Source organism: Salisediminibacterium beveridgei, from assembly GCF_001721685.1.
Classification (GTDB): domain Bacteria; phylum Bacillota; class Bacilli; order Bacillales; family Salisediminibacteriaceae; genus Salisediminibacterium; species Salisediminibacterium beveridgei.
The window spans coordinates 1,850,145-1,862,372 of sequence record NZ_CP012502.1; the positions used below are offsets into that span (position 1 = coordinate 1,850,145).

Sequence of the window (12,228 nt, forward strand, 5' to 3'; positions counted from 1 at the left end):
AAATGGTACATCAGCCCTTGGAAGACCTTATGCAAGAAGGATACAATGTAAAAAAACACCATTTCGGCAATTCCATCACATTCAGTCGAAATGTATTTATCCCCCTGACAAACATTTGCAAAGACCATTGCACCTACTGCACCTTTCAGCGTCGGCCCGGAGACAATGGAGCTCAAATCATACCTGAAGATGACATCTTACGCCGGGTAAAAACAGCCAAGGATGCAGGTTGCACTGAGGTATTGATTAGCTTGGGGGACAAATCAGATTATTTCCCTGAAGTCAGAGAATGGCTGAATCATCGAGGATTTCGTAATATGCTGGACTATGTAGCACATGTTTCAAAACGCATCATTGAAGAAACGGGGCTCTTACCTCACACCAATGCGGGTGTAATGTGTAGACATCAACTGGCAATGTTAAAACCTTACAACGCCAGCATGGGCATGATGCTTGAAACCGTCAGTGATCGGCTGACTGGACCTGGTCAAGTCCATGAACATGCCCCCGATAAGCGTCCTCATCGAAGGATTCGCATGATCGAGGAAGCTGGGAAGCTTAAAATCCCATTTACAACAGGTTTGTTAGTCGGAATCGGTGAAACCTGGGTCGAACGGATGGATACTTTGCTTGAAATTAAAAGACTTCAAGAAACGTATGGTCATATACAGGAAGTCATTATCCAGAATTTTCAGCCGAAAACAGGCATGGATCAACTCAAATCAAATGTGGTCTCAGAAGAAACAATGTTAAGGCTCTCCGCAATTGCAAATATCCTATTTGATGGAACAATTCACATTCAGGTTCCACCCAATTTAAACAACAATTACCTTTCCAAACTGATTCAATCAGGTATCACGGATTGGGGAGGGGTCAGTCCGGTCAGCACAGACTATATCAACCCCGAGTCCCCCTGGCCTGCCATTCAAAGATTGAAAGAAGTCACCTTGCAAAATGAAAGCCACCTCACTGAAAGATTGCCTGTTTACGAAGACTATATTACACCGGAGTGGATAGAGGAACCTGCTTTGTCCGCCGTCAAAGAATTGAAAGGACGTATCGATCATGAGACCCCTAAACTTTATACCTGATTTACATATGGCATCCCCTGAAGTGAAGGAGATTCTTGAACGCTTGGCAACGGGTTCAGAACCTTCAAGGGATGATGCTTTAACACTTGCATATGCAAATGAAAATGATATCGAAGCTATGGTTGTCACTGCGGATCAGATGCGTTATGAAACCGTTGGTCAGCAGGTCACATTTACATTGAACAGGAATATTAATTTTACCAATGTCTGTTTTGTTGGTTGTTCATTTTGTGGTTTCAGCCGGACCAAAAATGCCAAGGATGCTTACTTTCTAACATTTGAGCAAATGATCCAGAAAACGCAGGAAGCCATTCAGCTCGGTGCAACTGAAGTATGCATACAGGGCGGTCTGGAGGAATCGATGGCTCCGACACATTATATTGATATGGTTAAAGCTATTAAATCAGCTCATCCCGAGATTCACATCCATGCTTTTTCCCCCATGGAAATCGATTACGGTGTAGAAAAAACCGGTATGAATCTCGATGAGTATTTTCAAACATTGAAAACAGCTGGTCTCGGAAGTATACCAGGAACAGCAGCAGAAATACTTGATGACCGGATACGTCAAAAGTTATCCCCGGTCAAACTCACTGCGGACCGGTGGGAAGAAATAGTGCGAGCAGCCCACCGTAATGGTATTCGAAGCACCTCAACAATGATGTACGGTCATGTGGAAGAGCCATCTGATTGGGTCAATCATATCTTCCGGCTTAGAAATATCCAAAAAGACACAGGTGGTTTTACGGAATTCGTCCCATTGGGATTTATTCATTATGAAACACATGCATACAAATTCGGCAGGGCCCGTGCAGGAGCAACATATGATGAGCATAAAAAAGTACACGCCCTATCGAGGATTCTGTTTCACGGATTAATTGATAACATCCAACTCAGCTGGGTCAAACTGGGTCCTGATCGAGGAAGTGAATTACTGCTTGCGGGCGCAAATGACTTTGGAGGAACGTTGATGGAGGAAAACATTTCGAAAAAAGCAGGCTCATTATTCGGTGAATATTTATCAGCTGAAGAGATTGCAGCTTATATTGAAAAAGTCGGGAGATTTCCAGCAATCAGAGACACGTTGTACTCTTCCATTACACCCTTTACTGTATCGCAAAAAGTAAAATGACTATGATTTATTCCTGACCTCATACAGTGGTCAGGATCTTGTTTTATTGTAGATAACTATATTATATGAAGGGTTCACATGTTTAATTCGCTTTATGATGACAATGAACGAATATCAACTAAGCGAATTTCACTGAACTAATGAAGTGACAAAGCGATGCCCCGGATCAAAAACCTTCATCCGGTGTATATTCTTCGACTATTTTTTGTCCACTGCCTTCACAACGGTCTTTGCATATACATCATGAGGGAATTTTGTTCCTTTGTAGATCTGATATTCACTTCGCTGGATCAGCAGTAACAACTGGCTCAATGTCTCACGGTGAAGCAATCGTTTCAGCAGTTGGACTGAACCTGCGGCTTCCCCGTGTTCTGATTCAATTCGGATTCCAGCGATATTATGACCAATCGTCCGCCCCCTCCTCTTCATTTGCACAAGCTCAAGCCCCCACATGGTCAATTGAGGAATGGCAACTTCACTGGTGAAATCCGATTTACCTGATCGTTTTCGCCACAAATAAGACAAAATACCGCCTGCAGCCGCTGCTATCATTGTATCAATCACTAAAGCCTTCGCCCGTCTTCTTGTTAATTCCTCCACTTCGAACGCCTCCTGCTATTCTTTTTTCAACAACAAATTTAACCACTTCTCTTCGGAGCGACCCTGACGAACATCGGAAGTCGTCGTCATTTCGAGCAGTTTAAAATTTCCTATTTGTTCAAGGAGACTGCCTGCCCGATCTTCATCCATATCCGTGAAATAACGGTCGTTTCTTATTCCTTCAAATGATCCATATTTATAAGAACTGTAAAAACAGCCTCCCGATTTTAAAGCGTCTCGGATTTTATCAAACAGATCCGGCAGCTCCTCCATTGGGACATGCAGAAGCGATGCACATGCCCAAATGCCGTCAAAACGCTCTTTCTCGCTTAGTTGATGGAACAGCCTGTGTTCTATGGAAAGTCCGGTTTTAGCAGATGCGATTTTACACATTTCCTCTGAGCCATCCATGGCTGTTACATGGTAGCCCGAATTCATGAACGCCAGACTGTCTCTTCCTGAACCACAACCCAAATCGAGGATGCGAGCGCCTGGCTTTAAATACTTCAAAAACAATTGATGCAATTCTGTAATACTGACCTCTCCCGTATCTTCATCGAATGCATTTGCATGTAAGTCATAATAGGTAACAGATGGTTGATCGATTTTTCTCATCCCGGCATTCTCCTAATCGAAATAAATTAGATACATCTCCACTTACTCATTTTACCATGTTTCAGATCCTGAAAGAAATAAACACAACCTCCCTTACACAGAATGTCCTAGCAATTTGGACTTTTCAAAAAACCTCACTGAAGGCGTTACATTTTTGCTACAATAGATTCGGGGATTTAGTCTAATGATTGTGAGAGGGGATGGATGTAAAATTGTCAGAATCACTATTAACTTCAGCATTTGCACAGGAAATTTGTCAGATTGTCAGCGAAGAAACCGGTTATAATTTGATCTTCGTGGACGAGAACGGCATCATTTTTGCTGCGAATCTTCAAAACCGAATCGGAGATTTCCATAAAATCGGAAAGCAAGTCATGGATGGAGAGGTTAAAGAAGGTGTTGTCACCCGTGAAATGGCAGAAGAATTTGCAAGAGATTTGGGGAAAGACGCACCCAAGGCAGGCATTAATTTACCTGTCAATTATAAAGGAGAACGAATTGCCAACTTAGGCGTTTCAGGTGATCCGGAGCAAATTCGTCCAGTGCTTGGCCTAATCTCGAGAACCATTACCTTGTGGCTTGAAAATAGAGAACTGGTTACTGATATGTCCGGTACCATACAAGGCATCAACGTAAATTTACGTAAAATGATGGAGAGAATTGCAGACTTGACGAAGCAAGCCCAGGATCTCTCTGCTTCATCCAGAGATACTCGGTCCACGACGACTGCATCGTTAGAAAAAGTGAAGAATATGGGTGAAGTACTTGGCATGATCAAAACAATCGGGAGTCAAAGCCAAATCCTCGGGCTCAATGCCGGAATAGAAGCAGCTCGCGCAGGTGAGGCAGGTCGTGGTTTTGTTGTCGTAGCCCAAGAGATTCGAAAACTCGCTGCCCGCAGTGAGGAGTCGGTAGAGAAAGTGAACAGCATCCTCTCAGAAATACAGGACGTCTTCGGCTCGATTGCAGAACAAGTTGATCACAATGGCACCTTCATTGATGAACAAGCAGATTCTATGAAAGATATTGAGAAGATGATCGAGGAAGTTGAAGAATCGATGACCCATTTAATCGATAGAACCAGTTAACGGATTTAAAAACACCGGTCAGCATGATGAATGCTGCCGGTGTTTTTCTTTAAACTGTTATTTTCCAATTAACGTATAGTGACCTTGTTCGATAACCAGATCGGTTTTTTCCATATGCTCCGATGATGATAAAATCACATCTACAGGTCGATTTTCTTCTCCTAGAATAAATTGCAAGTATACTCCAGAGAGATTCAATGAATTGGGCCACATGAAATCCTTCCCCAATGGAATTTTAAAAGTTTCATGCCAAAATCTTCTGGCTTCTTCCGGTTTACGAACTGACAGTATAACAGCAGAAATGCGAAAGGGCCCACGATCGTGAGTTGATATGACTCCCGATGATTCAAGAGATTGAATCCTCTCATCATCCGTCTTTCCCCACTGAATAAAAAATGGATGTGGTAAGCCATCAAAAGAACCATCGATAGTCAACATCTTCCAATTGATTCTACTTCCTCGTGCATCAAGACGGCTGTTCGCAACTGGACCTGATGTTTGAAATCCTTGAAGTTTCAGAAGAGCATCTACAGCTTCAATGTCAGTTGTTCTAATTGCAAGCTTATGAAGCACTGGATGACTCGGCAGCAGACGCTTAGCATCTTGAAAAACCGGGTTATTTAAAGTCGTCTTCTCCAACTTTTCAGTATCCTCAATTCCTAACCATTCGATATAAGAGAGTCCGAAGTAAGAAAGTCCGTTACAAGTACCCCAATCTTTATGCGACCCGCCCTTCACAGCATGAAACCCGGATTCCTGAAAAGTTTTAACAGCGTCATTGACACAATTCACATAGTGCACAACATGATCCAGCTTCAGTTGCGTCATAAGTCACTCCTTCCCTGATTTAATTCGATTCCTGTCTCAAGGCTTCGACCACTTCTTCCAGTTTCATGCCTCGTGAACCTTTTACAAGCAGGAGATCTTCAGGCTCTGTTATAGCTTTCAAGTGACTGATCAATGCCTCCTTACTCTCAAAATGACGGGCTTGCTCTTCAGAAAAAACGCGACGCGCGCCTTTATTGATATGCATGGCCAGATTACCATATGTGAAAACACCGTTGATTTTTAGCGGGTCAATCGCTTCACCCGCTAATGTATGAAAATTAATTTCATCATCACCCAGTTCCAGCATATCACCTAATACGACATATTTCTTCGCATAACCTTTTAAATCCTCCACCAGACTGACTGCAGCTTTCATGGAAGTGGGACTGGCATTATATGCATCGTTGATGATCGTCAGTCCGTTCTCCGTTTCCACATGTTCAAGTCGCATTCCTGTCATTTTAATTTGTTTTAAGCCTTGTTGAATTGCTTGTTCTTCAATTCCAAATGAGTTGGCAACAGCGATTACTGCTAGAGCATTCATCACATTATGCTTACCAGGTACGGAGATTGAATATGGTTTTGATGTATCACCGTTGATCAAAAAACTGGTTTGATTCAGCTCCTGCACAATCTCTTTTGCAGTAAATTCACAATGCTCACTTTCACCAAATGTAATGACGCGATAGCGGTCGCTGTCTGCTTTTTTTGTCAGTAGTGGTTCATCACCATTGATAACCAGTGTTCCTCCTGATGCCATTCCAGAAGTAATTTCCAGCTTCGCTTTAGAAATGTTATCCCTGGATCCGAGATCCTGCAAATGCGATTCACCGATATTTGTAATAATTGCAGCATCCGGCTCAGCGATTGTCGAGAGAAGTTCAATTTCTCCAAAACCGCTCATTCCCATTTCAAGGACGATCATCTCCGTATCCTCATCCAGCGTCAAAATGGTCAGTGGCATACCAATATGATTGTTAAAGTTCCCTTCTGTTTTTTGAACTTTATACGTTGTAGAGAGTACAGAAGCCATCATATCTTTTGTCGTCGTTTTACCATTACTGCCTGTAATGCCTATTATTTTGGCATTGAGGGATCTTAAGTAAGCTGTCGCAAGATTTTGCAAGGCAATCAGTGTATCGTCAACGAAGACCAGATTAATTCCTGCTGGTGGGTTGGGCTGATCTTTTGCCCATAAAGATGCGACTGCTCCCTGATCAACAGCTTCCTGAACAAACTTGTGCGCATTAAAACGTTCGCCTATGATAGGAATAAATAGACTCTCAGGTTTGATGTGCCGCGTATCCGTAGATATTCCGTTCACTTGAAGTTCAGCTTGTCCTTGATCGATTAACTCACCATCGATCCATTCAGCAATTTCCGACAGATTTCTCCGTAGCATGTTTTCTCAACTCCTATTGTGATCATGTAAGAAGGTTGACCGGCTGGGCCAACCTCCTGATGATGGTGTCAAAATGTGTGTTTAATACGCTGCTTCTCTTCAAAACGCTCAAGTCCAAGCTGGATCAAACGTTCAATCAGATCGGGATAGCTGAGACCGGATTCCTGCCAAAGCATCGGGAACATACTGACAGGTGTGAACCCAGGCATCGTATTTACTTCATTCATCAAAACCTTACTATCCTTTGTTAAAAAGAAGTCGGCTCGGACAAGCCCTGAAGCATCGATGGCTTTAAAGGACTGAATCGCTACAGCCTTGATCATCTCGTATTCATCTTCCGTAACATCCGCCGGAATAATCAGTCCGGTATTATCATCTTCATACTTCGCCTTGTAATCATAAAAATCCGCTTTCGGAAGAATTTCTCCAACAATGGAACAGTCAGGGTCATCATTACCTAGTACCGCAATCTCGATTTCCCGACCATCAATACCTTCTTCAACAATGACTTTACGATCATAAGCAAATGCCATTTCAAAAGCTTCGTTCAGTTCTTCCTGGTTTTTTGCTTTACTGATACCAACGCTTGATCCAAGGTTGGCTGGTTTGACAAAACAAGGAAATCCAAGTACTTCTTCAACGTGAGAAAGTGCCGCGGATGGATCCTGCTCAAAAAAATGACGGGTATACCAGACATATGCCGGTTGCCGTATACCAGCTTGGGCATAAAGGTTTTTCATGATTACTTTATCCATCCCGGCAGAAGATGCCAAGACACCGTTCCCGACATAAGGAATATTGAGAATTTCCAGTAATCCCTGCACAGTTCCATCCTCACCGTTGGGTCCGTGAAGAAGCGGAAAAACAATATCAAAAGACTTTTCATTTTCTGTACTTCCCGATGGGAAAATATCTTTATTTAGATCTACGGGGGAAATTTCTGTTCCTTCCAGATCCAGTTTCAGATCCGAAACATTCTCCACATTACTTTTAAGCTGATTCCCTCGTATCCAGCTTCCTGTTTCCGTGATATAAATCGGGTGAACGTCATAGCTTGAAAAATCAATTGCATTTATGACCGCTTTTGCCGTCTGAAGTGATACTTGGTGTTCTGCAGATTTCCCGCCGTATACCAATCCAAGTGTCTTTGTCATTACTACGCCTCCATTAGTCAGTCTGTTTCGTATGGTTCAATCCTTCTGTTTCTGTTATTGTTCCACTTTACATAGTAAGGGATTAATACACTTCCTGCAATCCTTCCTTTCATCTTATTTTGCAAATAAATATGTTCAAACGCACATCATCATTTGTTTTTTTAGCGAACAAAACCGATACCTCAGAAATGACGATAAATCTCCTAATACTGTTCCTGTATAAACTAAGGTTCAACTGCGGGAGCTGTCGAAAGGGCTAATGAATTAGAAAGGAAAACCGCCCATGTGGACGGTTTTTTCTTTATTCAGCCCCTGTTTAGTTGTTCAAGATCTCTGCATACCATCTTTGAGGTATCGTTCAATCTGATGGATATGATGCGCGTCATGCGCAGTGAATAGTTCGATCATTTGCCCAACAGATTTAACCTTTGAGTTGTATGGTATATTGATTGGCGTAGCCATATCCAAATCCGTAAGCTGATCCAACAGGATACTGCGCATTTCTATTCCCCGCTCTGCAACCCAGTTAGCTCGTCGCCCTTCAATCGAGGCGAGGGCTGACTGATTATAAATGTCCGGTTGCGGCCAGTGACGCAAAGGAATATCCGATTTGACAGCGGGAATTACGGTCTCAATCAAAAACCGATCCCAGTAGTAGATGTGCCCTATGATATGCCGCATAGACCAGCCGCCTGCGCGGACAGGTGTCAGTAATTCTTGCTCCGGAAGGTTTGACCAGCCTTTCAGTTTATCGGCATACCTTTGTAATGATTCCATTAAAACCACTCCGAAGGAACTGGCTCATTCTCCGCCAATTCAAAGGCTGCATTCGTAATCGCTTCTGCTTCAGTTTCACCAGATTCACAAATCTGATGAAATTCATTTTGAAAACAGACAGTATATTGATCAGTGACAGAGTATTCGAAGCCGAATAATTCCAGCTGAGCTACCAGCAGTTTAGCCTGATTCACGTTCGAACGCGGATCAAATTCTTCAATAACCTGACGGTTGACACTGTCAAACCATTTCCCCGATGTTTGAAGTCGCCAGCCCATCACTCTTCGGGCCAAAATTTCCCTGTAATCCATCATGACCATTCCCTTCTCTATATTATAAATTCTGGATGAATAGACGGATCACATCAGCTCCGCCGATCACAGTTCCAATTGTGCTGCCGATGTTACTGAAGATCACGACAAGCAGAATCCTCGTCACTTTATTATCCTTAAAACCTTTAAAAGAATACACATCTTCCGATAGACTTTCAAAATCCTGAACCTGAGGCCTTCGGAAATACGTTTGTACAATCCCGGCAAACCATCCTGCTGCTAATGCAGGACTGAGTGAACTGAGTGGTGCAACTATGAATGCTGTCAATACAGCAAATGGATGACCAAAAGCCAGTGCAGCTCCCAAAGCTGAAAATGTTCCGTTCCAAAGAAGCCAAGCAATCATTTGCTGCATACCTGCTGCGGGGTTCATCATCAATGTGGTGATAATGATTCCGATAATCATAATCGGAATCATCCAGCCTATGATCTTCGGCAAGGATGATTTCGGAGGTCGCTCATTCAGCAGCTCAAGATTGTGGTCCACTTTGATCTGCTCCAGAATACCGGGTACGTGAGCCGCACCCAATACTGCAACCACTTTATTTCCAGGGGAAGATTTAATCATCTGTGCGAGATACTGGTCTCGTTCATCTATCAAGGGCACTTTAAGTGTTGGGAATGATCGAGTGAATTCTTCCAAAGCAGAATTCAGCATATCCTCAGATTTCATTCGTTCAAGCTCTTCTTCGCTGATTTCTTCTTTATTTATTACGCTGCCCATAATGGCTGTCATCAGTTTAGCTTTTCCCCAAAATCCAACATTTTTCCATATGCGGGCGAATGTAATTTGAATGTTTCGATCGGCGAGAATCAGTTCTGCTCCTATTTCTTCTGCAGAATCGATACCTTGGATCATTTCTTGACCGGGTTTAATCCCAAATTGCTTCGCCATCCGTTTTTGAAAAGAAGAAATCAACAGATTCATCATTAAAAGTGAAGCTTTCTTTTCTTTAATCACCTTAAAGATATCCATGTCTTTCCACTTATTTTCTTCCCGAATGGATTGAAACCTTTGCTCATCAAGTTCTACACAGACTGTATCCGGCTGTTCGCTTTCAATCACGTCCTTGACCTGTTCAGCGCTTTGCTTGGATACGTGGGCCGTACCGACAAGTATCACTTCTTTATCATCAATTCTTAAACGCTTTATGTTTTCTTCAGTCATTGTCGACCCTCTTTGCGGAAATTATTTTCTACACGCTTTGTACTATACCATTTTTACAGATGGAATGCTTCCTGCACGGTCATTTTTTACTGCATCCTGACAAAATTCTTTTCATCTTCGTATTTATTGCGTAAACTGTAGAAAGAGGGGGTTTCTTCTATGAACGATTGGTTTATGTGGTTTATTATACTTTGGTCCATCTTCATTTTTGTAATGGTGGCCATCGGCGGATACTTCATGTTCCGGAAGTTTTTGAAAAAGATGCCTAAAGAAGATGGGAAATCCATTCTTGATTGGCAGGATTTTTATATTCAGCAAACGTTGCATCTCTGGACCGATGAAAAAAAAGCCCTTCTCAACGAATTGGTAGAGCCTGTTCCGGAACTTTTCCGCGACGTAGCCAAAGGTAAAATCGCAGGTAAGATCGGAGAACTTGCACTTAAGGAAAATGCCGATGAAATGACCGAAGATCTGATTATTCGGGGTTATATTCTTGCTACACCAAAGCGGGATCATAAATTTCTCCGGAAAAAACTTCAGGAAAAAGGTATCGATGCCACTCCTTATGAATCGTATTTCTCTATGTCTTCATAGAATCAAAGAAAGGAACCGGCACGAAAAAGCTGGTTCCTTTCTTTTGAGTTTAACGATGTGAATGATTATTGTTGTTACTCAGAAGCTGTTATTCGATTTATCCACGCGACAATCGACGCATGTCAACACTTACTGCCCCTCTGGTATCGCTCTCATATGCTCATGAATAATGGACTGTAAAAATCAACAATCAGCTTGAACATAGCCTATTGCTTTAAACCGAACGTGGTCCCGTCAGATCCTCGTCTTTGTCATCAACCTCTTCATCTGGGCTTTTTTGTGTTTTCAAGTCATGTTCACTGAATTCCTGACTCCACTTTAATTGACGGTGTACTTCCTTAAATTTAAAGAACATTGCAATTCGCCAAGGAAGGAGCATTCCGAAGGCAAGAATGAAAAACATGCCCGCCAAGACTTCATATTCGAAGTGAATATCCAGAAGCAATTTCACGATGAGCCGAATGACCAGAAGCGATATCAGGATAACCGGTAAAAGCTTGGTGCGCTTCATAAAAACATCCTGTCCACGGATTTCGAAATGGCTGGTCTTTATCAAAAGAATCGAGAACAGCAGTCCCACAGAGAAGGCTTCAATAACCTCAAGCCAGGTAATCTGTTGCACAGGCGGGTATAAAAACATCAAAAAACCAGTTGACATGGCAAGAGGAGGAATCAGAATCTTCCTGGCACTCGCTGGTTTCTTCATAGCTCTCATACGGATAAACATTGCCAGCAGTGCCATCCCGGCTGCTGCAATTGTAAACAGTATTCCATACATCACAGGCACTCCTCTCTTCTAACGCGGCTATTATACCACAGTGATCTATTTTTATACACGAAATGGCGAGAGAAGAGTCCATATAGCCATAACAATAACGACATAATAGACAAGCGGTTTGATCCCAGCGTTTCGATCAAAGTATATAAATCGGCCTGTCATAACCAATATTAATAAAAATACGGTATATAGATTCACTGGATGAACGGTAATCTCATCGACTTGAAATCCGAATGGGAGCGGACTAACCGCACCAATCTGACGGATGCCGAATAAAAATACCATCGCGCCCAAAATGGCACCACCCATCAAAGCTTCGCCCATGATAAGAGGCCATTTGCGTAACCAGGCATTCACCAGCATCCAGCCAAAAGCAAATAGGAGAGCCATTTCCATCGCCAAAGGGCCACCCGTGAAATAGAGGGCATTCATTGGGTCTCGCAATAGTGCAGGCGCAGTAATAACCGGCCAGAATTTGAAGATGACAATCGCACCGAATAAAGCCCAGGTCATTTGGTCTGTTATTTTCTCGCGTTCGTTAATTTCGAGCCATTTTAAATAATAGTCAACCACAAAGAAAGCAGTTATAACACCTGCTAATAAAAAGAGCAATTCCATGGACAAACTGAGCGGCCCCAGTGAAAATGTTCTATACGCTTCAAACATACT

At 42.6% G+C, this 12,228-nt stretch carries 14 protein-coding genes; 4 read left to right on the forward strand and 10 right to left on the reverse strand.

Going from position 1 to position 12,228, the window contains the following annotated elements; genetic code table 11:
• The first annotated feature begins 29 nt into the window (after positions 1-29).
• Both cofG and cofH read left to right on the forward strand, forming a co-directional pair.
• Positions 30-1,091 (forward strand): 7,8-didemethyl-8-hydroxy-5-deazariboflavin synthase CofG, encoded by a 1,062-nt coding sequence (cofG, locus tag BBEV_RS08595; protein WP_232318314.1) that lies wholly within the window; start codon positions 30-32, stop codon positions 1,089-1,091.
• Positions 1,066-2,223 carry a 5-amino-6-(D-ribitylamino)uracil--L-tyrosine 4-hydroxyphenyl transferase CofH gene (gene cofH / locus BBEV_RS08600; protein ID WP_069365094.1) on the forward strand — a complete coding sequence of 386 codons (1,158 nt, stop codon included), beginning with the start codon at positions 1,066-1,068 and terminating at the stop codon, positions 2,221-2,223. Before cofG ends, cofH begins: the two co-directional genes overlap by 26 nt.
• 198 nt (positions 2,224-2,421) lie before the next feature.
• Here the strand turns inward: cofH and BBEV_RS08605 are convergent, their stop codons facing one another.
• Both BBEV_RS08605 and BBEV_RS08610 read right to left on the reverse strand, forming a co-directional pair.
• Complete coding sequence (locus tag BBEV_RS08605) at positions 2,422-2,823, reverse strand: RDD family protein (protein ID WP_069365095.1); 402 nt, start codon at positions 2,821-2,823, stop codon at positions 2,422-2,424.
• A 15-nt stretch (positions 2,824-2,838) separates the two neighbouring features.
• Entirely contained in the window at positions 2,839-3,438 is a 600-nt protein-coding gene (locus BBEV_RS08610) for a class I SAM-dependent DNA methyltransferase (protein ID WP_069365096.1), read from the reverse strand.
• Between the two features lie 212 nt (positions 3,439-3,650).
• Here BBEV_RS08610 and BBEV_RS08615 point away from each other — a divergent pair, with 212 nt between their 5' ends.
• Positions 3,651-4,526, forward strand: a complete 876-nt coding sequence (locus tag BBEV_RS08615) for a methyl-accepting chemotaxis protein (RefSeq protein ID WP_198154969.1) — start codon at positions 3,651-3,653, stop codon at positions 4,524-4,526.
• Between the two features lie 57 nt (positions 4,527-4,583).
• On the opposite strand, the gene BBEV_RS08620 is transcribed toward BBEV_RS08615, so the two are convergent.
• From BBEV_RS08620 to BBEV_RS08645, 6 genes are all read right to left on the reverse strand, one after another.
• Positions 4,584-5,354, reverse strand: a complete 771-nt coding sequence (locus BBEV_RS08620; protein ID WP_069365098.1) for a VOC family protein — start codon at positions 5,352-5,354, stop codon at positions 4,584-4,586.
• Positions 5,355-5,373: 19 nt separating this feature from the next.
• Complete coding sequence (locus BBEV_RS08625) at positions 5,374-6,756, reverse strand: UDP-N-acetylmuramoyl-tripeptide--D-alanyl-D-alanine ligase (RefSeq protein WP_069365099.1); 1,383 nt, start codon at positions 6,754-6,756, stop codon at positions 5,374-5,376.
• Between the two features lie 68 nt (positions 6,757-6,824).
• Positions 6,825-7,910, reverse strand: coding sequence for a D-alanine--D-alanine ligase (locus tag BBEV_RS08630; protein WP_069365100.1), 1,086 nt, complete (start codon positions 7,908-7,910; stop codon positions 6,825-6,827).
• 324 nt (positions 7,911-8,234) lie between these two features.
• Positions 8,235-8,687 (reverse strand): DinB family protein, encoded by a 453-nt coding sequence (locus BBEV_RS08635; protein ID WP_069365101.1) that lies wholly within the window; start codon positions 8,685-8,687, stop codon positions 8,235-8,237.
• Positions 8,687-9,001 carry a BC1872 family protein gene (locus BBEV_RS08640; protein WP_084007313.1) on the reverse strand — a complete coding sequence of 105 codons (315 nt, stop codon included), beginning with the start codon at positions 8,999-9,001 and terminating at the stop codon, positions 8,687-8,689. The genes BBEV_RS08635 and BBEV_RS08640 overlap by 1 nt, the downstream gene beginning before the upstream one ends.
• A gap of 19 nt (positions 9,002-9,020) precedes the next feature.
• Positions 9,021-10,187: a TraB/GumN family protein gene (locus BBEV_RS08645; protein WP_069365102.1), complete on the reverse strand. Its 1,167-nt coding sequence runs from the start codon at positions 10,185-10,187 to the stop codon at positions 9,021-9,023.
• A gap of 159 nt (positions 10,188-10,346) precedes the next feature.
• On the opposite strand from BBEV_RS08645, the gene BBEV_RS08650 reads away from it, so the two are divergent.
• Entirely contained in the window at positions 10,347-10,781 is a 435-nt protein-coding gene (locus tag BBEV_RS08650; RefSeq protein WP_069365103.1) for a DUF2621 domain-containing protein, read from the forward strand.
• Between the two features lie 214 nt (positions 10,782-10,995).
• Here BBEV_RS08650 and BBEV_RS08655 read toward each other — a convergent pair whose 3' ends face one another.
• Positions 10,996-11,559 carry a CcdC family protein gene (locus tag BBEV_RS08655; protein ID WP_069365104.1) on the reverse strand — a complete coding sequence of 188 codons (564 nt, stop codon included), beginning with the start codon at positions 11,557-11,559 and terminating at the stop codon, positions 10,996-10,998.
• 51 nt (positions 11,560-11,610) lie between these two features.
• Complete coding sequence (locus BBEV_RS08660) at positions 11,611-12,225, reverse strand: hypothetical protein (protein ID WP_069365105.1); 615 nt, start codon at positions 12,223-12,225, stop codon at positions 11,611-11,613.
• Positions 12,226-12,228 lie beyond the last annotated feature (3 nt).